The following is a 23,494-nucleotide window of genomic DNA, read 5'->3' on the forward strand; positions in this document are numbered from 1 at the left end:
GGGACGGTTTGGAGACGCTTCTACTTATGTCTGATGTGACCTCTGTTTCTTCCCAGCTTGCAGAAACTGTAACACCTGCCTCAGGCCTTCCGCAGGAGAGTACTTTACCCGTTGATGGAAGTGTTGTGCAGAAGGAGGACGAAAAGAGCCCCTATCTGGCCATTCCGGCTGTTCCAGTTGTCGAAGGGGGACAGGGTGTCCGCTTTGACTTCAATGATGGTGCCCGCGTCATGGTGCCGGATATCGCTCCGGAGTTGGGGCAGTGGCATGTCAGGCTTTCAGATTATTCGACGGGAAATATTCTTTTCGATGCCCGGCTCAAGGGCGGGATGGTTTCATCCACCAAGAAGTACTTTGTTCCATTCCGGATTGATGTCTGGCTGGAAAAGCCTGACGGAACACGGGAGGATATTCTGCATCATGAACTTTCTCTGAATGGAAAACCTGTTCTGGTGCAGCTTCCTGTTGGAACTCTGGGAGACACGATTGCCTGGCTGCCCGCTGCTATTCGCTTGGCCCAGCAAACGGGAGCGAAAGTGTCCTGCTCGGTTGCAGATGTGATTCTGCCACTGGTGAAAGACGCCAATCCGGATATTACTCTGGTTGGTCACGATGAAGCTCAGACAAACAAGACGTTCACGTCCGGATTCTATGCTTCGTATAATATAGGCCTGTTTTTCACGGATACCGAGCTGACACATCAGCCAACAGACTTCCGGCATGTGGGTCTGCACCGCACCGCAGCTTATATTCTAGGTGTTGATCCCTGGAACGATAACCCGCCTGGCATTACAATTCAGGATGGGGATACGCCTCCTATTGAGGGGCCATATGTCGTGATTGCGACGCAGGCGAGTACTCAGTGCAAATACTGGAATAATCCGGCTGGGTGGCAGGAGGTTATTGGCTTTCTGAAGTCTGCTGGGTATCGCGTGATCTGCATTGATCAGAAAACGTTCCATGGAACAGGATATGTCTACAATCACATTCCCCATGGTGCAGAAGACGAGACTGGCAGCCGTCCGTTGTCAGAACGTGCGCGTTGGCTGAAGCATGCCAGTTTCTTCATTGGCCTCTCCAGTGGTCTGGCTTGGCTGGCGCATGCAGCTGGGACACCTGTCGTCATGATTTCCGGCTTCACGCATCCGGACAATGAATTTTTCACGCCCTATCGCATCATCAACTGGCACACCTGCAATTCGTGCTGGAACGACCCGAGGCATCAGTTCGATCACAAGGATTTCTTCTGGTGCCCCCGCCACAAGGGAACGGAGCGGCAGTTTGAATGCACGCGTCTGATTACTGGATCGCAGGTCATTCAGACGGTGCGTCGCGTGATCAAGGATCGCGGACTACCTCTCGCAGAAGCAGCAACCGCCTCAGTCGCCTGAGGCTCAGGTTCAGGAGTTTTCTGGAATTGAAGGCGCGAGCCTGATATTGGCGGGGGCACATTATCACCTGATCGTGGGTCTGCCTGCGGTCGCAGAGCTGGATGGTTGCCCTGTGTCTGATGCTCTTCCGCCGATCCGTATCGTCGCGCTTTACAACTTCACGCCGTTTGAAGACATCGTTGCGTTGCGCGGGCCTTTGCAGGAGGTCTGCGACCGCGCAGGCATCAAAGGCATTCTGCTTCTGGCGCCAGAGGGCATTAACGGAACGATCGCTGGTTCAGACGAAGGCATGGAACGGGTGCTGGAGCATATTCGGGCGATGCCCGGATGTGAGGAACTGGAGATTAAGGAATCTCGTGCGCCGGAAATGCCCTTCCGCCGCATGAAGGTGCGTCTCAAAAAAGAGATCGTCACCATGGGACAGCCTAATATCGATCCTCGCAAGGATGTTGGTCAGTATCTGGCACCAGATGAATGGAATGCTCTGATTTCTGATCCGGATACGATCGTGATTGATACCCGGAATGACTACGAAGTCGCGATCGGGACTTTCAAGGGGGCTGAAGATCCCAAAACACGGTCATTCCGGGAGTTTCCGGAGTGGTTCCGGAACCGGCGCAAGGAGCTTGAGGCAACAGGCCGAGTTCCAAAGATTGCCATGTTCTGCACAGGCGGAATTCGCTGTGAGAAGTCTACGTCTTTTGTGAAGGCAGAGGGATTGGACGAAGTTTACCATCTCAAAGGCGGTATTCTGAAATATCTGGAGACTGTTCCAGAGGAAGAAAGCCTTTGGGAAGGGGAATGTTTCGTCTTTGACCAGCGTGTTTCCGTGAAGCATGGTCTGGAAATTGGCAGCTACGATGTTTGTCACGCCTGTCGTCGCCCTGTCAGTGAGAAAGACAAGGCTTCTCCGATGTTTGTACAAGGCGTCTCTTGCCCCCATTGTCATAACGAACGGACAGAAGAGCAGCGCCAGCGATATGCTGCCCGTGAGCTACAGGAGAAGCTGGCGCGCCAGCGCGGGAAAGAGCATCTCGGTACTCAGCAGAAATAACTGCCGACCAGTCAGCCGGTAATTCTTCTCAGAAGGGAGCAAATGGATTGTTCTAGGAGGATGATCCGGACCGCTGAGCGCTGATGATTGCTCTAATCTGGCTGCCGTCTCGTATGTTGATTGTTGCCGTGGGGTTTGCACCAGCATACCCGCTTGGAAAGGGTACGGCTGCGTTTTTTGCGATTACTGTTCTGGTGTCGCCTGTCGGGGGCTGAATTTCTGGCTCCCGATCACTCTGATCTGGAAGGCATTGTGACGACGGCCTTTGACACCTTTTTGTAGCCTGGCTTGCGTAGCGTCCTTTGTTGTCCTGAAGAACGGGGCTCTTCAGGACTTGATCAGGAATCAGACTTTGGTTTTGTTGCGGGAGCCTGAGGGGCGGCCACGAGGTTTCTTGTCCGCCACTATTTTTGCCTTAGGCACTTTTGTTGTTTTGGCTGGGGCTCGCTCCGCCTTTTGGGGCAAGCTGGCGGCAATCATCGCCTGAGTGATTCTTTTGCCTGTGGGCTCACGGTGCTGCCTGACACCGGGCGCATCCAGAAGGGGGGCCAAGAAGCGGCCAGTGTGGCTTGCTTTGCAGGCAGCAATGTCTTCCGGTGTTCCTGCGGCTACGATCTTGCCGCCACCATCACCGCCTTCTGGTCCGATATCGATCAGCCAGTCTGCTGTCTTGATGACCTCCAGATTATGCTCGATCACCAAAATGGTGTTGCCCTGATCGACCAGCGTATGCAGCACTTCCAGCAGCTTGCGGACGTCTTCTGTGTGCAGACCTGTGGTAGGCTCATCAAGAATGTAGAGCGTGCGACCCGTAGCCCGTTTGGCGAGTTCCTTGGACAGTTTGACGCGCTGGGCTTCACCGCCTGAAAGCGTGGTTGCCTGTTGGCCCAGGGCGACATAGCCAAGACCAACCTGCTGGAGAATGGCGAGGCGGTCCCGAATTCTGGGCGCAGCCTGAAAGAACGGCAACGCCTCGTCCACAGTCATGGCAAGTACATCAGCGATGGAATTGCCACGGAACTTCACTTCCAGCGTTTCACGATTGTACCGCGCGCCTTTGCAGGTGTCACAGGTGACAAAGACGTCAGGCAGGAAGTGCATTTCGATTTTCAGGACGCCATCGCCCTGACAGGCTTCGCAGCGGCCGCCCTTTACATTGAAGGAGAAGCGGCCTGGTTTGTAACCGCGTGCCTTGGATTCCGGGAGTTCGGCAAACCAGTCCCGGATAGGGGCGAACAGGTCCGTGTAGGTGGCGGGGTTGGAACGGGGGGTACGGCCAATTGGAGACTGATCGATTTCGATGATTTTATCGAGGTTCTCTACGCCTTCCAGTCGGTCATAAGGGAGTGGAGACTGGCTCGATTTCATGAGCTGCCGGGACAGTGCTTTGTAAAGGGTATCCACGACCAGGGTGGACTTGCCGCCGCCTGATACACCAGTGACCGCAATAAAGGTCCCCAGTGGGAAATCCACGGTCAGATCCTTGAGATTGTTTCCCTTGGCTCCAACCAATGTGAGTGTTTTGTCCGAGGTGCGTCGATTTTCCGGAACTGGAATAAACTTCCGACCCGAAAGATAGGCACCAGTCAGGCTTTCTTTATTCTTGGCTACTTCCGCAGGTGTGCCGATTGCGATGACGTTTCCGCCCCGCGTGCCAGCACCAGGCCCCATATCGATAAGGTAATCAGCAGCACGGATGGCATCTTCGTCATGCTCGACGACGATGACCGTGTTTCCAAGGCGTTTGAGGCGCTCCAGTGTGCCGAGAAGGCGCTCGTTGTCGCGCTGATGCAGGCCGATGGACGGTTCATCAAGCACATACAGAACGCCTGTCAGACCCGAGCCAATCTGGGACGCCAGCCGGATACGCTGGCTTTCACCGCCAGAAAGTGTGGCGGATCCGCGGGAAAGGGTGAGGTAGTCCAGGCCAACATCATCGAGGAAGTGTAGGCGATCCGTGATTTCGCGAAGAATGCGGCGCGCGATTTCGGCACGTTGTGGGGTGAGGGTAACTTCAACACCGGAAAACCAGTCCAGTGCCTTGCGGATCTGCATATCTGATGCTTCGGCGATGTTCAGGTCATTGACCTTTACGCAGAGGGCTTCAGGTTTCAGGCGTGCGCCATGGCAGGTGTGGCAGGGCTTTTCTGACTGATAGCGCGACAGTTCCTCGCGGACCCACATGCTGTCTGTCTGCGCCATGCGTCGGCGCAGGTTTTTGAGCACGCCTTCAAAGGGTTTTGTAACGGTATGGACCTTGCTGCCATCACGATACGGAATGGCGATGGGCTCTTTGGAACCGTACAGGATCAAATCCCTGGTTTCGGCTTTTAGGTCTCGCCATGGCGTGTTCATGGTGTCCCCGCAATGGCGAGCAAGAGCTGCAAGAGTCTGGTCATACCAGTCCGTGCTGGCACCACTCCAAGGGGCAATCACACCTTCAGAAAGTGTCAGGGTGTCGTCACTGACGATCAGGTTCTCGTCAAAATGGGTTTCCGTACCGATACCATCGCAGGTCGGACAGGCGCCCATTGGTGCATTGAAGGAAAACAGACGGGGTTCGATTTCCTCAATCGTAAAGCCTGAAACAGGGCAGGCGAAACGTGAGGAGAAAACGATGTGGGCGGGGGCAGCTGTTTCTCCCGCACGCCTGACTTCTTCCGCGTAGGCGAGACCGTCGGAGAGTTCGAGGGCTGTCTCAAAGCTGTCTGCCAGACGGGATTCGAGGTCAGGTTTGACGACAATCCGGTCCACCACGACTTCGACATTGTGGCGGGTCTTGCGATTGAGTTCGGGGGCTTCGGCAATTTCGTAAAGCTCACCGTCAATTTTGACGCGCGTGAAGCCCTTGCGAGCCAGGTCTGCCAGTTCGCGTTTGCAATCCCCTTTACGGTCCCGGACGACCGGCGCCAGCAGCATGAGGCGCGTGCCTTCAGGAAGCGCCATGACGCGATCTACCATTTGGCTGACCGTCTGGGCTTCAATAGGAAGGCCGGTTGCGGGTGAATAAGGAACACCCACGCGCGCCCAGAGAAGGCGCATGTAGTCATGGATTTCCGTGATGGTGCCGACGGTGGAGCGGGGGTTCTTTGAGGTCGTTTTTTGTTCGATCGAGATGGCCGGGGAGAGACCCTCAATGGAGTCCACATCCGGCTTGCCCATCAGTTCAAGGAACTGGCGGGCGTAAGCGGAAAGACTTTCCACATATCGGCGCTGACCTTCGGCATAGATCGTATCGAAGGCGAGAGACGACTTTCCGGAGCCGGAGAGACCCGTGATGATCGTCAGGGAGTCACGGGGAATCGTGACATCGATATTCTTGAGATTGTGGGCGCGGGCACCACGGACACGGATCGAATGATTGTCTGGAAAGCTCACGAAAACCCCGGAATGTGCAGAAAAGCGATTGTTAAAAATCGGAACGCGCCTGAACGGCGCTGGATCAATTATAGATGGGCGTTTAGGATCATATGAAAAGAACAATTCGAGAAAATTGGTTGGTACGGAATGGCAGGCAGCGTCAATAAGGTGATTCTGGTCGGGAATCTGGGCAAGGACCCGGAAGTCCGGAACACGCAGTCAGGCGGGAAGGTTGTCAATCTGACGATCGCCACGTCTGAAACATGGAACGACCGTCAGTCCGGTGAGCGCCGCGAGCGTACGGAATGGCATCGCGTCGTCATTTTCAATGATCGCCTGGGCGATGTGGCTGAGCGTTTTCTGCGCAAGGGGCGCAAGGTTTACCTCGAAGGTGAACTGCGGACCCGTAAGTGGACCGACCAGTCCGGCCAGGAGCGTTACACGACGGAAGTGACGATCGATCGCTTCCGCGGTGAGTTGGTGCTCCTCGACAGTAACCGCAGTGGCGGTGATGAAGGCGGTGGCTTCGACGGTGGTGGTTCGTCCTACGGTGGCGGAAGCAACAACGGCGGTGGCTTTGGTGGTGGAAGCCGGAGCGGTAGCAGTGAAGGCGGCTTTGGCGGCGGCTCTCGGAGTAGCGGCGGTAGCGCAGGTGGCGCGTCGGGCAGTCGGGGCGGTGGCTGGGATGCTCCGCCAGATAACGATCTGGATGACGAAATCCCGTTCTAAGGGATTTTCCGGAGAACCGGGCTGGCTAGTGTCAGTCCGGTTTTTTTATGCGTGAAAGGCCCGTTTCAGAGCGCCAGATGAAGGAACTGGTTGAACTTAGAGGCCTGATAGTCAGCGAAAGGTTTACCGAGTTGAAAGCCTCGGGCCTTGTAGAGCTTTAGTGCGGGTTCGAAAGAGGAATTCTGGCCGGTTTCAAGGTTGAGCTTTTTCAGGCCCAGAGAGCGTGCTCTGTGAATGAGATGATCCAGAAGACTGCTGGCGATGCCCTGTCTTAAAAAATCCGGATGAGTCCGCATGGATTTGAGCTCACCGTCCTGAGCACGCAATCGTTTTAGCGCACCAATGCCAGCAACGTGGCCCCGGTGGTGGACAGTCCAGACCTCGATATCTGATGAGGTGAGAGCAGCCAGATCCAAGGCGAAGACGTGTCCAGCAGGGGTGTTTTCGTGCATTCCGGCAAGATGAAGGGCCAAAAGGTCGCGTGTTTCTTGGTCGGAAAAATCGGCTGGGCGGAGAGTGTAGTTCGGGTTCATAAGGTGGAATCCGGAGTGGCCGTGCTTCTGGACAGAATGACAAGTTTATAGCCCGCATGAGCTGTCGGGATGAACGTTGTTTGATCGTAGTGGAGAAGGCCTTGTGTTGGATGTTGAAAGCTCCGCTGCCCTCCTTCTCTGGGGAGGACGCTTTGGTCTTCCCAGAAACGGTTAAATTCCGGACTTTCTCTCTGAAGGGTTGAGACAAGTGTCTGAAAAAGTTCGGTACGGGCACTCGAAACTGTATCGGCCCGAAACTCGGCCAGAAGCCGCTGAGCGCGGGTTAGCCAGTCCGTAAGGAAAATTCGGGCATGGGGGTTCAGAAAAACATAGCGCAGCTGATTGGTCTCTGAGCTGTTCAGCCAGACATCGAAAAGGATTTTGGCTGCGGAATTTGCGCTCAGAACATTCCACATGGGATCGAGCAAATAAGCGGGGTTGGAGATCTGTTCCGGGAGGCTGAGAAGTGTGGCTGGTGCAGTTGGTGCGGTATGATCCCCGTGAGGGTCTCGCAGTTCTGCCAAGGTGAAAAGGTAGCGTCTTTCCGTCATGGACAGTTTTAGAGCCGTGGCAATGCGCGACAGGGTAGCGGCCGAGCATGAGACGTCGCGTCCCTGTTCCAGCCACGTGTACCATGTCGTGCTGATCCCGCAGAGTTGAGCTGTTTCCTCGCGGCGTAGCCCTGGGGTGCGTCTGCGATGTAATGGAGTCAGCAATCCTGCTTCTGATGGGGCAAGCCTTTCCCGGTGCGTGCGAAGAAACAGACCAAGAGTTTTGCGGCTGGACGTAGGCATGGTGCAATTTATACCATGATAAAATAGGATCTTATACCTGACTGTTTGTTGCCTGATGATGATCTCCAAGGGAGAAAAATCAGATGATTAGGCAGGCAGGACAATTTGCTGCGAAGCATTATGAAGACAGGGCATCATCTTACGTAAATAGCGTGGTGCATAATCAGGGCGATGATCTGGATGTGATGGTTCGGGCTGTTCAGGGTCGCGGGTTTGAACGTGTGCTGGACCTTGGCTGTGGCGGGGGGCATGTCAGCTATGCTGTTGCGCCACATGTCGGGCAGGTTGTCGCCTGCGATGTCACGGCCGGAATGTTGGCTGCTGTAAGCAGGTCCGCTCAAGACCGTTGCCTTGGCAACATTGTTGTTGAACGGGGCGCCGCAGAAGCACTTCCATTTGATGATTGTGTGTTTGACGCTGTTTTATGCAGGTTTAGTGCCCATCATTGGGAAGGCTTTGAGGCTGGTCTGAGAGAAGTGCGTCGCGTTCTGAAGCCAGGAGGTCTGGCTATTTTCGGCGATGTTACGGCTCCTGAAGACGCTATGTCCGATAGTTGGCTCCAGACGTTGGAATTGATGCGGGATATCTCTCATGTGAGGGATTATGCCGTGACAGAATGGGTATCTGCTCTCGGAAGATCCGGTTTTGTTGTGGATGGCCTGAGACGCAGCCGTTTGCGGATGGAATTTAAGAGCTGGGTATCGCGAACACGAACGCCGACGGAGCGTGTAGAGGGCATCGGGTCGTTGCAGCGTGGTGCGCCTGTAGCTGTCCGTGAAAGACTGGGGTTGGAAGAAGACGGCAGTTTCCTGCTGGACGTGACCGTTTTTCAGTCTCACAGGCCATAATGGGGTGGGTGTGGCATGTAGGCCGCGCATGGGCTATGCTGTGCGGACTGTATTTTAGCGTGGTGGACCTGTCTTGACCGAGCTGAACGAGCCGACCGATATTGTACCTTCCGATCGTCTTCCGGTGACGATCGAGGAGGAGATGCGCTCCTCCTATCTGGCCTATGCGATGTCGGTGATCGTCTCGCGTGCCTTGCCGGATGTGCGTGACGGCCTGAAACCCGTCCATCGCCGCATCCTGTACGCGATGCGCGAGAGTGGGTTTACGTCTGATAAGCCTTACCGCAAGTCTGCGCGTGCGGTCGGTGACGTGATGGGTAAATACCATCCGCACGGTGACAGCTCGATTTACGATGCCATGGTTCGTATGGCGCAGCATTGGTCAATGCGCGTCAAGCTGATTGATGGACAGGGTAACTTCGGTTCGGTCGATGGCGATAGCCCGGCTGCCATGCGTTACACCGAAGCCCGTCTGGCCAAGTCTGCGTCGTTCCTGCTGGATGATATTGAGCGGGACACGGTTGATTTTCAGCCGAACTACGACGAGAGCGAGCACGAGCCTAAGGTTCTGCCAGCGACGTTCCCAAATCTTCTGGTGAATGGCGCTTCGGGTATCGCGGTCGGTATGGCCACGAACATCCCGACGCATAATCCTGGCGAAGTCATTGATGCCACGCTGGCGATGATTGCCAATCCGGCGATTGAGCTGGATGAGCTGATGCAGATCATCCCCGGCCCGGATTTCCCGACCGGCGGAATCATCATGGGCCGCAGCGGTATCCGCAAGGCGTTTGAGACAGGGCGTGGATCTGTTCCGGTCCGGGCTCGTGCTGAGATCGAGGAGATCCGCAAGGATCGCCAGGCGATCGTCATCACCGAGATCCCATATCAGGTGAACAAGGCAACCCTTCAGGAGAAGATTGCCGATCTCGTTCGTGCGAAGGAAATCGAAGGCATCTCCGATATCCGGGACGAAAGTGATCGTTCTGGAATGCGCGTTGTCATTGAGCTGAAGCGCGATGCGACGCCGGAAGTGGTGCTGAACCAGCTCTATCGCTTCACGCAGCTTCAGACGTCCTTCAGTGTCAACATGCTGGCCCTCGATGAGGGCAAGCCGCGCACGATGGGGCTGATGGACGTCCTGCAGGCGTTCATTCGTTTCCGCGAAGACGTCATTCTGCGTCGCGCACGCTTCGATCTGAACAAGGTTCGGGATCGTGGGCATCTGCTGGTTGGCCTTGTGCTGGCTGTTGCCAACATCGACGAAGTAATCGCGCTGATCCGCTCTGCCCCTGATGCCTCGACAGCGCGTGAGCTGCTTATGGCGCGCGAGTGGGATGCGAGCGAAGTTGTGCCGTTGCTGGAGCTGATCCAGGACGAAGGCAATGTCATCTATGATGGCAAGGTTCGCCTCACAGAAGCGCAGGCTCGCGGTATTCTCGAACTGCGTTTGCAGCGTTTAACCGGTCTGGAACGTGAGAAGATCCAGGGTGAGCTGAGCGAAGTTGCGGCCAAGATTGCTGACCTGCTCGATATCATTGGCAGTCACAGTCGTCGCATGGATGTCATGCGCAATGAATTGCTGGCGGCTCGGGCTGAAATTGCCACCCCACGTATGTCGGAAATCTCCGATGCGCTGGGCGATCAGTCTGACGAAAGCCTGATCGAGCCGGGGCAGATGGTTGTGACCATCACGCGTGACGGCTTCATCAAGCGGACGCCGCTTGAGATGTTCCGTTCGCAGAACCGCGGTGGGCGTGGTCGTACGGCGTCTGGCCGTCGTGGCGATGACGTCATTATTCGTAGCTTCAATGCTCATACCCATCAGTGGGTGCTGTTCTTCTCTTCGGGCGGCAAAGCTTATCGCACCAAGGTCTGGCATCTGCCGGAAGCATCTCCGACGTCCAAGGGGCGCGCACTGGTCAATCTGCTGCCGGAACTGGGTTCGGATGCCATTACAGCGGTTCTTCCGTTGCCGCAGGACGAGGAGCTGTGGGAAGATCTGCACCTCACCTTTGCGACGGCCAGCGGCAATGTTCGTCGTAACCGCCTGAATGATTTCCGGAATATCCGGGCGTCCGGTCTGATTGCGATGAAGCTGGATGAGGGCGATTCCCTCATTGGTGTGGCGACGTGTCGTGAAGGTCAGGACGTGTTCCTGGCCACGAAGAACGCGCGCTGTGTCCGCTTCCAGATCACCGATGATACGCTGCGTGTGTTTGCCGGCCGTGGCAGCTCGGGCGTGCGTGGTATCCGCCTTGGTGATGGGGATGCGGTGATTTCACTGTGCATCCTCAACCATGTGGATGCCAGCGTTGAAGAGCGTGCGGCCTATCTGCGGATGGCCAATGCAAAACGTCGCGCCGAGAATGCTGTGTTGGCAGAAGGTGCTGAAGAAGAGGTGGTGTCCGGTGACGAAGACACTGTGGAGATCGCTGGCGATCTGACACAGGAGCGCTTCGAGGAGCTGGAACAGCAGGAAGAAATTCTTCTGACCGTGACGGATGGCGGGTTTGGCCGTCGTTCCTCCGCCTATGATTATCGTGTGTCGGGCCGTGGCGGTCAGGGCATCACGAACATGACCTTCTCGGCCAATCGTCGTGGCAAGGAAGTGGTTGGAACGCTTCCAACGCTGGATGGTACGGATGTCATGCTTGTGACGGATACGGGCCGTCTGATTCGTCTTCCGGTATCGCAGGTGCGTGTCATGGCGCGTCAGGCCAGTGGTGTGACGCTGTTCCGCCTGAATGACACCGAGACGGTGATCTGTGTCTTCCCGGTTGTGGAAGATGACGGGGAAGAAGGCGACCTGATCGAAGGGGATGTTGTGGCAACGCCGGACGGTACAGCGCCTGTTGATGGCACTGTGACGGACGGTGAGGCTTCTGTGGGTGATGCAGCCCCTGATGCCTGAGTGGCAGACTGATCCGCGTGTCGGGTTTTATCCCGGCACGTTTGATCCGGTGACGTTCGGTCATTTGGATATTATCGATCGTGCGTCTGCTCTTTTTAATCGTCTACTGGTTGGTGTGGCGGTCAATGAAGGTAAGCATCCGCTCCTGACACTGGAAGAGCGTCTGAAGATGATGCGGCATGAGGTGTCGAAATTGCCTCATGCTGACCGGATTGAGGTTCTGGGGTTTGACACCCTACTGGTTGCTGCGGTGCGTAAGGCTGGCGCGGGGACAGTTGTGCGCGGTCTTCGCTCTGCGGGGGATTTCGACTTTGAGAGTCAGCTCTCTGGGGCGTTGCGTCGTCTGGCGCCGGAAATTGAGACGGTTTTTCTGCTGTCTTCCGAAGGGCATCGCACGACGGCCAGTCGGATTGTGAAGGAAATTGCCCGTCTTGATGGCGATATTTCCTCCTTTGTCAGCGAAGATGTTGCAAGTCTCGTCTTGTCGAAACTGGGTCGAGGGGCGACATAGGAACCTTCATTGATTTCTGGAAGGTTCCAAGATGTCTGAGACCGCAGTACCCGACGGCAACAAGCTGGTTTTCGAACTCAAGAACGGCAAGGTCGTCATTGAGCTGCGCCCTGATCTGGCGCCGCTGGCTGTGGAGCGTCTGAAGCTTCTGGCGAGCGAAGGTTTTTATGACGGTGTGAAGTTCCACCGTGTAATCGAAGGCTTCATGGCACAGGGCGGCGATCCGACTGGCACAGGCACCAGCGGTAGCAGCTACCCGGACCTGAAGGCCGAGTTCACGGACAAGGCAAAGTTCGAGCGTGGCACACTTGGCATGGCCCGTACGATGGCTCCGCACTCTGCAAACAGCCAGTTCTTCATCATGTTCCAGGACGTGCCGTCTCTGAACGGTCAGTACACGATCGCTGGCCAGGTTGTTGAAGGCATGGAGTATGTCGATCAGATCAAGCGTGGCGCTGGCTCGTCAGGCGTCGTCAAGGATCCGGACACCATCGTTAAGGCCTACGTCGAAGCCTGAACTGCTTAGGCAGCGCTGAGCGCCTCCTTAAAAGGTGTTCAGGCGGCCTTTTGATTGTTCCCTGGTGCGCGCAGGACCGTAGCTCTTGCCGCATCATGAGGATAGGGTGTCCCGCACTGTGCGGTATAGCGCTCTGAAAAAGCCTCTCGTTCAAGGCGTTCACAATAATCCAGATATTTGATCAGGGCTCGCTCGGCACGCGGAGTGCGGCCGTAAATGCGCTTGTAGTGCTTCCACAGGATCAATGCGTTGACGGACCAGGCATCATAGACGTGTTCGTTCAGGCGTCTGCGAATGGATGCTGGAAGCTGGTCGAATGCATCCCACTCGTTTCCCTCAAAGCGTTGCCAGATTTCATGCCGTACAGTGCGATCGTTTAAGGCGCAGTGATTGGTCAGGTTGCTGTTTTTGGAGCACATACGAGGGCTTTTTCAGGCTCTGAATCGGTAATGTTTAATACGTTATAACATAACAAAAAAAATTCTAGTGCTGTTTTCCGGCTGCTGGAGGTTGACCTCCCTAGTGGTTGTGGGGTAGCCATCCGCTCGGATGAACCGGTAGCTCAGTTGGTAGAGCATTCGACTTTTAATCGAATGGTCCTGGGTTCGAGTCCCAGCCGGTTCACCATTTTCCCCAGAGATCGAATGTGTTTGGAAACCTTCGCCTAGGGCGAGGCAGATCCGCATCATTAGCGCGGAAAGCCGTCAAGCTAATATGATCGCCCTATGCCGATATGGGCCGGCTACCTTACGGAACGAAAATCGAAGATTTGTCACGAAGCAGGTTTGCAGAGCGTGGTTTCATCTTTTTTCGAATACTCAGGGCTTTGTCGAGGTGCGTAAGATGCGCATCCATGATCTTTACGGCATCCTTTACCCTATTCTTACGCAGGGCATTCACCAGCCGCCTGTGATTGTCGCAGGATTGCTGCGCGTCCGCCTTGGATTGATACAAGGTAGCGATCAGGACGATTCGGGTTGTTAGTTCTTCAAGAATGTTGGCCAGAATAGAATTGCCGAGTGCTGCGGCTAGGTGGACGTGAAAGTGGCCTAGAAGGTAGCTGCGACGACCCAGATCATTCTCATCAATGGCGCGCTGTTGCTCCAGAACGTGTGCTTCAAGCTGTTTGATAGTCTCGGCACTGATATTTTTCTGTGTCATGAGAAGACCGATTTCTACGGATCGGCGTGCTTCAATTGTTTCGCGAGCCTGTTCAACGGTGGGTTCAATGACGAACCACCCCCTCCGAGGGGAAACCGCAACGATGCCCCGACTGCTGAGGCGCATCATTGCCTCCCGGACCAGTGTTCGTGAAACCCCGAAGATCTCTCCCAGATCTTTTTCTCCGAGCCGCTCTCCGGGGGAGATCTGTTCGGAAAGAACGGCCTGAATAATTTTGTTTTCGATGACATTGCTGCTGGCGGGCTGCATCGATTTTTTCCGTTCTTCCATGTCAGCTTTTATGCGCCTCCTTCTTTTGAGGGACAAGCGCGACATAAGATGTGGAAAAGGAATATTCCGGATTCGATCATTTTTAATGTGGAACAAACATGCTTTGTATTCTATCTGGTATACAAGATTCGCCAACATGGTGAATTGCGACACATCCTGACTGCTTCACATCGCTGATCTGGAAATGCCCGATGTCCCCTGTTTCGCCCTGTCGACCCCGTTTTATTCTCTCTCTGCGCGTGACGCTGCTGTCCACCGCTCTTCTGTCTTGTGTTGGAAGCGCTGATGCCGCTGCAGTGGCAGCGAAGCGGAACGTGCATCCGATCGCCAAGCATGGGGCTGGAGCAGCAAGGCATCGTACAGTTGATGCTTCAGCGGCGAGTAATGAGGTCGTTCACGTTAATGCCCGACGCGGTGTGACGGGCGCAGGTCAGCACGAGGCGCATTCTGAAACGGTACTGTCCCGTCAAGAGCTTCAGAACCGCAACGTCCGTCAGTTGACAGACATCGTTCGTGTTGCGCCAAATCTGACTATTCAGCCATCTTTTGGAAGCTCTGCACTGAACTTTGCATTGCGCGGCGTCGGGTTGATGGATTTCACCCAAAACAACACCCCGTCCGTCATGCCGTATGTCGATGGTGTGGCCTATCCGGTGAGTATCATGACGTCGGGTATGCTGTTTGACATGGATGACATTTCTGTCGCGCCTGGTGCATCTGGTTTCACGCATGGACAGTCTACCACCGGGGGTGAGATTAATTTCCATACCGGTGATCCTACCCCTGAGTTTCATGCGGGCCTGACGGAAGACATTGCCAGCTATGGTCGCAATCGGGTCGAGGGGTTTGTCTCCGGGCCAATTTCCAAGTCGGTTTCGTTCCGTTTGGCAGGGCAGTCCATGACGGGGGGCGGCTTCCAGCACAATTCGCTGGGCGAAGGGTACGGCAACTCCAATATCGGAGCGCTTCGCGGCAAGCTTCGCTGGAAAATTGACGCAACATCGACGCTGGACATCGGTGGGCACTGGACGACGGATCAGTCCGAGACGTCTTCAGGGCATAATTTCTATAACAGCTACGGCGTTCCTGTGACGTCGGATATCATGCAGACCGAATGGGGACTTGATCCGCGGTTTGCGAAAATTATCGGTATCAACGGAGCCAATCAGAAGCCAAGGGAAGACAATATCTTCTGGGGGGCGAATGTCCGCTATACGAAAGACTTTAGCTGGGGCCGGTTGTGGACGCTGAGCGCTTTTGAAGCCGTTGACGAGCACGAACTGACCAATCAGACGAACTCGGTCGCGTCCTATGGCAATATGTTCCGCAATAACCAGACGAATGTCTTCTCTCAGGAAGTCAAGCTTGAGTCCCGGGATCCGCATGCTCGCTTCCACTGGGAAGTCGGCATGTATTACAGCCGTGCACGGATGGCGCAGAATTTCTGGTATGATTCATCAGACCGGCCTGGGACGACGCCGCTGAATGAGACGTCCTATCGTCAGAATCAGCAGAACTTCAATCAGTATGTTCAACTTTCATATCGCATTCTGCCGAAGCTGACCCTGATCGGAGCGATCAGCCATGAGTCGGACGACCGGCAGATGCTGAATGTTGTCAGTGCTGATTACGATCTGAATACGGGTGCCAGAACGCATGTTCAGAACTTCGGCAATTCAGGGGCACTGACAAATCAGTTCGCTGGACGTGTCGGAGCACAATACCAGTTCAATCCCAGTGTGATGGGCTATGTCATGTTCTCCCGTGGCTTCAAGCCAGGAGGATTCTCGGCCAACATCACCCAGCAGGCCAGCCAGCTAAAGCCTTTTAAGGCCGAGCAGGTTCTGACGTATGAGGGTGGTTTCAAAACGATGCTGTTCAACCGGCGTCTGCGCTTTAATGCCGCCGGTTTCTATTATGATTATCGGGACCAGCAGCTGCTCGGGACCATCCTTGTGCCACCGTATGGTGTGCTGGGTGGCTACGTGAATGCGCCGCGTTCCAACATTTATGGTGCTGAGTTCGATATGGAAGCACATCCGTTTCATGGGCTCGTGCTGACACAGAATTTTGGATACCAGAACGGATCTTACTCTCAGTTCCAGAGCCTGAATCGCAGTGCCACAACCGCTCAGTTTGCCTCAACGGGTGTCTGGTCGCCTGTGAATACGAATTATAATGGCTACAACATGGGGCTGGCCAATCTGACCCTTTCCGGAGCGGCCACCTACACCTGGTCCATGTTCCATGATTACAAGATGACTTTTGACGTCGATTATAATTATCGTGGCGCACAGACACAGCCGCAGCATATCGGAGATGGTGGGTTCTACCGTGCTCCAGCCTACTTCCTTGTGAATTCTTTCCTGACGTTTGCGGCGCCGAAACAGCATTGGTCCGTAACGGTTTACGGGCAGAATCTTGCAGATCGCCGTTACTGGCTTTCTGGCGGGACGCAGGCCACTTTCTATGGCGTCATGCCGGGTCTGCCCCGTTTCGTAGGCGCAAAAATGAACGTAACGTACTGAACGAGTAATCAGGACCTGAGCCGGAGTGCAGAACCTCTAGCCGGCGTCAGGTTTTCTGAAGGAACGACGGGAAGAAGGTCTGGATGACGAGCAATACGAGCCTTTCGACAGATGCGAAACGCAGGTTTCGTCCAGGGATTTTCTCTCAGGTTGTGGTTGCAACTCTGATCGGGATTTTGGTTGGTCTGTTCGCACCGCATGTTGCAGGGCAATTCCGATGGCTCACCGACCTGTTCCTTCGTCTGATTCTGATGGCGGTCGGCCCGCTGCTGTTCTGTATTGTCGTGACGGGTATTACGGGTGCGGGATCGCTAGGTGCTGTGGGACGACTGGGGTTTCGGTCCCTGATTTATTTCGAGGGTATGACCACGCTCGTCCTTCTGCTGTCGGTTGGGGCAGCAATGCTTATCCGGCCCGGACAAGGACTGACTTTTACGCCCAGCCCTGAGGATGCCCATATCGTGGCATCCTACGCTGCGAATGCTCACCTTCTGCACGGGCAGGGTTTTACCGGTTTCATTCTGAGTCTTGTCCCACGGTCTCCGGTTGCCGCTTTCGCCGAAGGGAACATTCTCCAGATCCTGTTTTTCGCCATTCTGACAGGATGTTGCCTGAGCCGGATTGGAGACGCTGGTGCACCTGTTACACGCCTGATTGAAAGTCTTTCGACGCTTTTTTCAAGAATGATGCGCCTGATTATCGCTCTGGCACCGCTAGGAGTTTTCGGGGCTGTTGCGACGACGGTAGCAGAGTACGGACTGGATGCCATCGGCCGGCTTGCGTCGTTCGTCGTGCTCTATTTTGCGGCTATTGCAGTTTTTATCGTTGTGCTTCTGGGTGGCTGCCTTTTGGCGTGCGGTGTTCATCCGTGGCGCTTTGCCCGTTATTTCCGTGAAGAGATCCTTATTGTCACGGCGACGACCAGCTCTGATTCAGTTCTGCCAAGCATCATGGCAAAGCTCGAAGCCATGGGCGTTTCCAGGCAGGTGGTCGGGTTGGTCGTTCCTGCGGGGTATTCGCTCAATCTGGATGCACTATCGATCTATCTCGGCTTTGCCATTGTGTTTCTGGCCGATGTGACTGGAACGCCTCTGACGCTGACGCAAATGCTCTCCATGTTGGCGACGGCACTGATTACGTCCAAAGGGGCTCATGGGGTTCCGGGGATTGCGATTGTCGTTCTGGCTGCCACGTTGGCTGCGGCTCCTTCCATTCCGCTCTCCAGTCTTGTGCTTCTTTTGGCGGTAGACTGGTTTATCGGAATTGCACGGGCTGTTGGTAACCTTGCAGGAAACTGTGTTGCTCCTGTTGTTATGGCGGCCTGGACTGGGGCGCTGGATCGTGAGCAGGCCCGACATATTCTGGCTCCTCGTGTGAAAATGGAGCTTCCGTCATGAGCAGCATGACAAAGCTTTTGTATTATCCGGAAGCGTTGCTGTCTCAGCGTGTTCACGCGTGTCTGGTGGAAGCCGGAGCTCAGGATGCAGACGCCGAAGCCACGACCCGGGCCTTGCTTCATGCATCTCGTATCGGGGTCGATAGTCATGGTGTTCGGCTGGTAGGCCATTATGTAAGGCTTCTGCGGTCTGGTGGTGTGAATTCCCAGCCTGTTCCTGTCTTCACCCGAACAGGGCCGGCAACTGGGCAGTTGAATGCTGACGGCGGGCTGGCTCATTCTGCGGCCTATCGCGCCATGGATGAAGCTGTGTCGTTAGCTCGGGGCGCTGGAATTGGCGCGGTTGGAGTGCATCATTCCTCGCATTTCGGAGCCGCTGGCGCGTATGTCGTTGAGGCTGCGAGGCAGGGAATGATCGGTTTGATCATGAGCAACTCTGACGCAGCCGTATCCTTGTTCGGGGGCGCCAGGCCATTTCACGGAACAAACCCTATTGCGATGGCCGCCCCGACCAGTGGTTCTGATCCGTGGCTTATGGACATTGCGACGTCTTCAATTCCATTCAATCGCGTCAAACTCTACCGCTCCCTTGGCTTGTCGTTACCATTAGGTGTGGCTGCGAGTGATGACGGACTACCCACACGGGATGCACAGTCAGCTGCGTTTCTTCAGCCGCTTGGTGGGGAAGAGTTTGGTTTCAAGGGGGCTGCACTGGCTGGGCTTGTTACCATACTGGCAGGCGTTCTGACGGGGGCGGCACTGGACCCGGTTATGGTGGGCACTGATGAAGAGCAGAGCGACCGGAAGCGACAGAACGTTGGTCACTTTACAATCGCCATAGATCCAGCAAGGTTTATTGGCCAAGCGGCCTATGATCTTGCGATGGGCTCTTATCTTGATCTTTTAAGAAGTGGCCCGTCCGTTAATTCGCACAATCCTGTTATGGCGCCGGGTGACCGGGAGTGGCAGGAAGCTCGAAAGCGTGCCGAGACAGGGATTCCGGTTGACCCCGATACACAGCGAATTCTCGGTTTGATCTGAGGGCATAATTTATTTCCGAAGAAAAGTGATCGGCACGTCTTGGTTAAGATGTGCCGTTTTTTTTTTGGTTCGGAGAGGAGGCAATCAAACCGAAGCACATACACCTCTTCTCATGTCATCAGTTTGCGCCCGTGCTACTTTTTTCCTGCTCTGTTTGTCCTTTCGGTGGAGAAGGGGACGAGATTGTGAGAAGGAGACACCATGGTTGCGCTCACCCCTTCTCAGAAAACGGCTCTCGATGAAATCATCAAGGCGCATGCTGAAAAGCGGCCTACCCATTTACTGACGGGGTATGCCGGGAGCGGTAAGACGACCCTGATGCAGGAAGTGGCCAGGCATTTCCTTCGTCTGAATGTTGTGACCGTGATTACGGCGCCGACACACAAGGCCACAGCTGTACTGCGAAGCAAGGTGGACAAGACCGTCGAGTGCCGGACCATCCAGAGTCATTTGAGCCTTCAGCCGTCATCTCAGGGTGGTAAAACCACTCTTGTACGCGCGAAGCGTCCGCAAACTATTCCGGATGGCGTGGTGATTGTGGATGAGTGTTCCATGATTTCGCGTGAGCTGATGGGGTGGATCCGGGATCTGCTCAAATACTGCTTCGTGCTGTTTGTGGGTGATCCGGCGCAGCTTCCGCCGGTGGGGGAAGATGCTTCCCCATCCTTTTCTGTTCCGTCGACATCGCATCTTGAGACAGTGGTTCGGCAGGCTGCGGGTAATCCCATTCTGGAGGCTGCTACGATCATCAGGCAGAGTCAGGGGGGCGGTGTGGACTGGAGCTGGGTTCAGGACGCCCGGAAAGGCTCCTCCGGGTTATTCGTTCCCAAGGATGTGGAAAGCTGGGTTCGCAAGGCCTTCACGTCTGATGCATTTGACGCGGACAATGATAGTTTTCGTTACCTGTGCTGGACGAATGATCGGGTTCATCAAGTGAACCAGATGGTTCGACAATGGCGGTATGGGGAGACGATTGATCGTCCCTTTATGCCGGGGGAGCGTGCCGTCGCGCGCGCGCCTTTTAGTCGACAGAACGAAGACAAGAGCCGACAGCAGATTGCGACCAATGAAGAAGTTCTGGTCATGGATATTCAGGCGTCTCGTTTGTCGTACCGTTTTGAAGCATGTGGATCTCTGGCGGCATGGACAACGGATTTACCAGCGTGGGAACTGACTGTGCTTACGCTGGCAGGAGAAGAAATTACCGCGCATCTAGTGCAGGATCCGTGGGATCTTCAGAGTGTGGACCGTCGGCTGGTTCAGGAAGCCAAACAGGAGCGCAAACGCTGGCAGCAGCGGTTTGCGTTTCAGAGTGCGCTGCTTAATTTGCAGGCCATTTATGCCATGACGGTGCATACGTCTCAGGGCAGTACGTTCCGGAATGTTTTTGTGGATCTGGGTGACATCCGACGTCGGGCAGGAGGAAACCCTCTTGAGACCCAGCAGCTTTGTTATGTAGCCCTGACCCGCGCGACGGATATGGTCTTTCTCGTCAATACTGGCTCTGCGAACTGAAGACTGACGGTTGATTTACTGAGATTTCCGTTGGTGAGCTCGAACGAAACAAGGAATAGGGCGATGCGGGTAAAAGTTGGTTTGGCTCTGGCACTTCTGGTGGCTTTGGCTGCTTGCGGGCCAGATTATGGTGGACAGGGTTCACGCCAATATCGGGGAGATGGGTTCGGTAATACGGGTTCAGGTCGGAGCAGCTATGGATATCAAGGCGGCCCAACCTGAAAAGCGTTTGCTGGCCTGAGCGTCAGGCCAGCGCGTCCTGCACCAGTTTTTCCTGCTGCGCCGCATGTGCACCAGGAAGACCGGTCGCAGGAGAGGCAGCACTTTCACGGCCCACATAATCAGGGCGCTGTACCTTGTGACCGCACTCCCGAAGAGCGCGCTCAATCCGACGATCAACAAAAATCCAGGCACCATTATTCTGGGGCTCTTCCTGGCACCAGATGATCTGTTCAGCATCCGGATAAAGCTCCAGTTGCTGGATCAGGGCGTGATGAGGGAACGGATAGAGCTGCTCCAGTCGGATGATGGCCACGTCCGTGCATGACTTCCGCGCCCGCTCGGCAGTCAGGTCATAGAAGACCTTACCGGAACACAGGATAATTTTTCTGGGGTTGGTAATGGTTTGCGGGTCTGCCAGGACTGGTTGGAAACGCGTGTGCGGCCCCATCTCAGCAAGCGCAGAAACGGCTTCCTTATGGCGAAGCAAAGACTTGGGCGTGAAGATGATCAGCGGCTTGCGGCAGCGGCGCGCAATCTGGCGGCGCAGAGCATGAAAGTAATTGGCCGGGCTTGTGATGTTGCAGACGCGCAGATTGTTTTCTGCACACAACTGAAGAATGCGCTCTGGTCGCGCGGATGAATGTTCAGGGCCGCCACCTTCATACCCATGAGGGAGAAGGAGCGTCAGGCTGGATGTGCGAAGCCACTTGGTTTCCCCTGAGGCGATGAACTGATCCAGAATAACCTGTGCGCCGTTGGCGAAGTCTCCGAACTGGGCTTCCCAGAGAACCAGTGTGTCCGGGTCGCCGAGGGAATAGCCGTATTCGAAGCCTAGCACCCCGAACTCGGAGAGGGGGGAATTCCAGAGGTGCAGCGGGGCCTGATGGGGGGCGATATGGGCGAGGAGCGTTTCTTCCCGTCCCGTTTCCTGATCAAACAGGACAGCATGACGCTGGCTGAAAGTGCCGCGTCGGCTATCCTGACCTGACAGGCGCACAGGATGCCCGTCCATTGAGAGCGTGCCAAACGCAAGGGCTTCGGCTGTGGCCCAATCGAGAGGGCCACCCTCCGCGACGGCCTTACCGCGGGCGATAATCTGCCGTGCAAGGCGGGGGTGAACGTTCAGGCCCTCTGGAATAGTGCCGATGGCCTCCCCGATCATGCGCAGACGTTCCATCGGAACGCCGGTCATGGGTTGGATGCGTTCAGGTTCATCCTGGAGGCGGGTCGAATCCTGCGGTCCGTCCAGCCAGTCAGTTGCGTTTGGACGGTAATGCTCGGAGGCTGAGAATTGTTCTTCCAGTCGTCTCTGGAAGTGCTGCCACATCTCTTCAACCTGATCCGACGTCAGAATGCCTTTACGGACTAGGGTATCGGCATAGAGACGACGCGTCGTGGGTCGGGACTGGATGGCATGGACCATGGCAGGCTGGGTGAAGGCGGGTTCGTCGGTTTCATTGTGGCCATGGCGACGATAGCAGACGACATCCAGTACGACGTCCGCATGAAAATCGCGGCGCCATTCATGTGCCAGCAGGGCCGCCCGCGCGACAGCGTCCGGGTCATCGCCATTGACATGCAGGATGGGAGCCTGAACGGATTTTGCGATATCCGTATTGTAGATGCCGGAATGGGCGTCTGACTGGACTGTCGTGAAGCCGATCTGATTGTTGATGATAACGTGGACGGTTCCGCCTGTGCGGTAGCCTTCAAGCTTGGAAAGGCCCAGCGTTTCATAAACAACGCCCTGCCCGGCGAACGCAGCGTCGCCATGAACAAGAATGCCGAGGTGGCGATTGCGATTTTTGTCTTTCTCGCGATCCTGGTCAGCGCGGACGCGACCGAGCACAACAGGGTCCACGGCTTCCAGGTGAGACGGATTGGGCAGGAGCGAGATACGCAGTGTGTGGCCTGCGTGTTCCATCGTGGTAGAGGTGCCGAGATGGTATTTAACGTCGCCAGACCCCTGGATGTCATCTGGTTTGAAGGATGTGCCCGCGAATTCACTGAAGATTGCCGCAAAGGGCTTCCGCAGAATATTGGCCATGACGTTTAGTCGGCCACGATGTGGCATACCTAGGGACACAGATTTTGCACCATCGCGTGCGGCAGCATCGATCAGGGTCCGAAGGGCGACAATAACACTCTCTCCACCTTCCAGTCCGAAACGGCGCATTCCCATGAAGCGCTTCTGACAGAATCCTTCAAACCCTTCCGCACGCGTCAGGGCCAGAAGGATCCGTTCCGGTTCCATCGCGGGTGTCGAGGAGGGGGTCTCAAGCCGGTCAATCCACCACTGTCTCTGTTGTGGATCCTGAATGTGCATGAATTCAGCGCTTAGGGTGCCAGAGTAGGCACGGCGCAAACGAGCGAGCAGATCCCGGTCTGCGTCGGGTGGGCTGAGTTCCGGGATGTGTGGAGTTGGGGCGAGGCCCAGCGGGTCCAGACGTGCGAGTGCATGGCCGCGCAGACGGTAGGCATTTTTCAAAGTCTCAGCGCTACTATCCGACGTATCAGTTAGTGGACGTTCAGCACCAAGGGTTTCGAACAGTGCGGCGAACGCTGGGTCCACAGACGCAGGGTCGGTCTGCCAGCGGGCATGAAGCTCGGCCAGATAGACAGTGTTTGCGCCATTAATGGCATCGCGGTCGTCGCGGTGATCGCCCATGAAAAATCAGTCTCCAGTCAC

At 55.5% G+C, this 23,494-nt stretch carries 19 protein-coding genes and 1 tRNA gene; 14 read left to right on the forward strand and 6 right to left on the reverse strand.

All coding sequences use genetic code 11. The features are described from left to right. Window positions 1-26 precede the first annotated feature (26 nt). The 3 genes from KP702_RS05030 to KP702_RS16410 all read left to right on the forward strand — a co-directional run bounded on the left by KP702_RS05030 (window position 27) and on the right by KP702_RS16410 (window position 2,660). A complete protein-coding gene (locus tag KP702_RS05030) occupies window positions 27-1,391 on the forward strand; it encodes an autotransporter strand-loop-strand O-heptosyltransferase (protein WP_202206989.1) in 1,365 nt (454 codons plus the stop codon). A gap of 112 nt (window positions 1,392-1,503) precedes the next feature. After that, a complete protein-coding gene (locus tag KP702_RS05035; RefSeq protein ID WP_202207253.1) occupies window positions 1,504-2,445 on the forward strand; it encodes a rhodanese-related sulfurtransferase in 942 nt (313 codons plus the stop codon). A gap of 83 nt (window positions 2,446-2,528) precedes the next feature. Further along, on the forward strand, window positions 2,529-2,660 hold the full coding sequence (locus tag KP702_RS16410) for a hypothetical protein (RefSeq protein ID WP_255494179.1): 132 nt from the start codon (window positions 2,529-2,531) through the stop codon (window positions 2,658-2,660). A gap of 130 nt (window positions 2,661-2,790) precedes the next feature. Here KP702_RS16410 and uvrA read toward each other — a convergent pair whose 3' ends face one another. Then, window positions 2,791-5,823: an excinuclease ABC subunit UvrA gene (gene uvrA / locus KP702_RS05040; protein ID WP_202206990.1), complete on the reverse strand. Its 3,033-nt coding sequence runs from the start codon at window positions 5,821-5,823 to the stop codon at window positions 2,791-2,793. Between the two features lie 129 nt (window positions 5,824-5,952). On the opposite strand from uvrA, the gene ssb reads away from it, so the two are divergent. Further along, window positions 5,953-6,534, forward strand: a complete 582-nt coding sequence (ssb, locus tag KP702_RS05045) for a single-stranded DNA-binding protein (RefSeq protein ID WP_086634612.1) — start codon at window positions 5,953-5,955, stop codon at window positions 6,532-6,534. A 65-nt stretch (window positions 6,535-6,599) separates the two neighbouring features. On the opposite strand, the gene KP702_RS05050 is transcribed toward ssb, so the two are convergent. Together KP702_RS05050 and KP702_RS05055 are read right to left on the reverse strand one after the other, a co-directional pair. Next, entirely contained in the window at window positions 6,600-7,067 is a 468-nt protein-coding gene (locus KP702_RS05050; protein WP_215768603.1) for a GNAT family N-acetyltransferase, read from the reverse strand. Then, window positions 7,064-7,861: a helix-turn-helix transcriptional regulator gene (locus KP702_RS05055; RefSeq protein WP_215768604.1), complete on the reverse strand. Its 798-nt coding sequence runs from the start codon at window positions 7,859-7,861 to the stop codon at window positions 7,064-7,066. The genes KP702_RS05050 and KP702_RS05055 overlap by 4 nt, the downstream gene beginning before the upstream one ends. An 83-nt stretch (window positions 7,862-7,944) precedes the next feature. On the opposite strand from KP702_RS05055, the gene KP702_RS05060 reads away from it, so the two are divergent. The 4 genes from KP702_RS05060 to KP702_RS05075 all read left to right on the forward strand — a co-directional run bounded on the left by KP702_RS05060 (window position 7,945) and on the right by KP702_RS05075 (window position 12,651). After that, a complete protein-coding gene (locus KP702_RS05060; RefSeq protein WP_215768605.1) occupies window positions 7,945-8,709 on the forward strand; it encodes a class I SAM-dependent methyltransferase in 765 nt (254 codons plus the stop codon). Window positions 8,710-8,782: 73 nt separating this feature from the next. Then, window positions 8,783-11,623 carry a DNA gyrase subunit A gene (gene gyrA / locus KP702_RS05065; RefSeq protein ID WP_215768606.1) on the forward strand — a complete coding sequence of 947 codons (2,841 nt, stop codon included), beginning with the start codon at window positions 8,783-8,785 and terminating at the stop codon, window positions 11,621-11,623. Next, entirely contained in the window at window positions 11,616-12,134 is a 519-nt protein-coding gene (gene coaD / locus KP702_RS05070; RefSeq protein WP_202207254.1) for a pantetheine-phosphate adenylyltransferase, read from the forward strand. Before gyrA ends, coaD begins: the two co-directional genes overlap by 8 nt. A 31-nt stretch (window positions 12,135-12,165) precedes the next feature. Continuing rightward, window positions 12,166-12,651 (forward strand): peptidylprolyl isomerase, encoded by a 486-nt coding sequence (locus KP702_RS05075; protein ID WP_202206995.1) that lies wholly within the window; start codon window positions 12,166-12,168, stop codon window positions 12,649-12,651. Between the two features lie 38 nt (window positions 12,652-12,689). Here KP702_RS05075 and KP702_RS05080 read toward each other — a convergent pair whose 3' ends face one another. Continuing rightward, complete coding sequence (locus tag KP702_RS05080) at window positions 12,690-13,070, reverse strand: DUF6525 family protein (RefSeq protein WP_202206996.1); 381 nt, start codon at window positions 13,068-13,070, stop codon at window positions 12,690-12,692. 132 nt (window positions 13,071-13,202) lie between these two features. Between KP702_RS05080 and KP702_RS05085 the strand changes: the two genes are divergently transcribed. Continuing rightward, window positions 13,203-13,278 (forward strand) — tRNA-Lys (locus KP702_RS05085). A gap of 120 nt (window positions 13,279-13,398) precedes the next feature. Here the strand turns inward: KP702_RS05085 and KP702_RS05090 are convergent. Next, window positions 13,399-14,082, reverse strand: a complete 684-nt coding sequence (locus KP702_RS05090; RefSeq protein ID WP_237389883.1) for a GntR family transcriptional regulator — start codon at window positions 14,080-14,082, stop codon at window positions 13,399-13,401. A 212-nt stretch (window positions 14,083-14,294) separates the two neighbouring features. Between KP702_RS05090 and KP702_RS05095 the strand changes: the two genes are divergently transcribed. The 5 genes from KP702_RS05095 (at window position 14,295) to KP702_RS05115 (ending at window position 20,805) form a co-directional block, all read left to right on the forward strand. Next, window positions 14,295-16,631 carry a TonB-dependent receptor gene (locus tag KP702_RS05095; protein ID WP_202206997.1) on the forward strand — a complete coding sequence of 779 codons (2,337 nt, stop codon included), beginning with the start codon at window positions 14,295-14,297 and terminating at the stop codon, window positions 16,629-16,631. An 83-nt stretch (window positions 16,632-16,714) separates the two neighbouring features. After that, window positions 16,715-18,028, forward strand: coding sequence for a cation:dicarboxylate symporter family transporter (locus KP702_RS05100; protein WP_215768607.1), 1,314 nt, complete (start codon window positions 16,715-16,717; stop codon window positions 18,026-18,028). Further along, a complete protein-coding gene (locus tag KP702_RS05105; RefSeq protein ID WP_215768608.1) occupies window positions 18,025-19,068 on the forward strand; it encodes an Ldh family oxidoreductase in 1,044 nt (347 codons plus the stop codon). The genes KP702_RS05100 and KP702_RS05105 overlap by 4 nt, the downstream gene beginning before the upstream one ends. A 201-nt stretch (window positions 19,069-19,269) precedes the next feature. Further along, a complete protein-coding gene (locus KP702_RS05110; protein WP_215768609.1) occupies window positions 19,270-20,583 on the forward strand; it encodes an ATP-dependent RecD-like DNA helicase in 1,314 nt (437 codons plus the stop codon). 63 nt (window positions 20,584-20,646) lie between these two features. Next, a complete protein-coding gene (locus KP702_RS05115; RefSeq protein WP_167386119.1) occupies window positions 20,647-20,805 on the forward strand; it encodes a hypothetical protein in 159 nt (52 codons plus the stop codon). 22 nt (window positions 20,806-20,827) lie between these two features. Here the strand turns inward: KP702_RS05115 and KP702_RS05120 are convergent, their stop codons facing one another. After that, a complete protein-coding gene (locus KP702_RS05120; protein ID WP_215768610.1) occupies window positions 20,828-23,473 on the reverse strand; it encodes a 2-oxoglutarate dehydrogenase E1 component in 2,646 nt (881 codons plus the stop codon). Window positions 23,474-23,494 lie beyond the last annotated feature (21 nt).

It is taken from the genome of Gluconobacter sp. P5B12 (genome assembly GCF_018812035.1).
Classification (GTDB): domain Bacteria; phylum Pseudomonadota; class Alphaproteobacteria; order Acetobacterales; family Acetobacteraceae; genus Gluconobacter.

Bases quoted from the DNA above. Each gene is read 5' to 3' on its own strand.
- KP702_RS05030 (WP_202206989.1), top strand. From the start codon at position 27: ATGTCTGATGTGACCTCTGTTTCTTCCCAGCTTGCAGAAACTGTAACA.
- KP702_RS05095 (WP_202206997.1), top strand. From the start codon at position 14,295: ATGTCCCCTGTTTCGCCCTGTCGACCCCGTTTTATTCTCTCTCTGCGC.
- KP702_RS05100 (WP_215768607.1), top strand. From the start codon at position 16,715: ATGACGAGCAATACGAGCCTTTCGACAGATGCGAAACGCAGGTTTCGT.
- ssb (WP_086634612.1), top strand. From the start codon at position 5,953: ATGGCAGGCAGCGTCAATAAGGTGATTCTGGTCGGGAATCTGGGCAAG.
- KP702_RS05105 (WP_215768608.1), top strand. From the start codon at position 18,025: ATGAGCAGCATGACAAAGCTTTTGTATTATCCGGAAGCGTTGCTGTCT.
- KP702_RS05115 (WP_167386119.1), top strand. From the start codon at position 20,647: ATGCGGGTAAAAGTTGGTTTGGCTCTGGCACTTCTGGTGGCTTTGGCT.
- KP702_RS05060 (WP_215768605.1), top strand. From the start codon at position 7,945: ATGATTAGGCAGGCAGGACAATTTGCTGCGAAGCATTATGAAGACAGG.
- KP702_RS05075 (WP_202206995.1), top strand. From the start codon at position 12,166: ATGTCTGAGACCGCAGTACCCGACGGCAACAAGCTGGTTTTCGAACTC.
- KP702_RS05055 (WP_215768604.1), bottom strand. From the start codon at position 7,861: ATGCCTACGTCCAGCCGCAAAACTCTTGGTCTGTTTCTTCGCACGCAC.
- KP702_RS05120 (WP_215768610.1), bottom strand. From the start codon at position 23,473: ATGGGCGATCACCGCGACGACCGCGATGCCATTAATGGCGCAAACACT.
- KP702_RS05050 (WP_215768603.1), bottom strand. From the start codon at position 7,067: ATGAACCCGAACTACACTCTCCGCCCAGCCGATTTTTCCGACCAAGAA.
- KP702_RS05090 (WP_237389883.1), bottom strand. From the start codon at position 14,082: ATGCAGCCCGCCAGCAGCAATGTCATCGAAAACAAAATTATTCAGGCC.
- KP702_RS16410 (WP_255494179.1), top strand. From the start codon at position 2,529: ATGATTGCTCTAATCTGGCTGCCGTCTCGTATGTTGATTGTTGCCGTG.
- coaD (WP_202207254.1), top strand. From the start codon at position 11,616: ATGCCTGAGTGGCAGACTGATCCGCGTGTCGGGTTTTATCCCGGCACG.
- KP702_RS05080 (WP_202206996.1), bottom strand. From the start codon at position 13,070: ATGTGCTCCAAAAACAGCAACCTGACCAATCACTGCGCCTTAAACGAT.
- KP702_RS05110 (WP_215768609.1), top strand. From the start codon at position 19,270: ATGGTTGCGCTCACCCCTTCTCAGAAAACGGCTCTCGATGAAATCATC.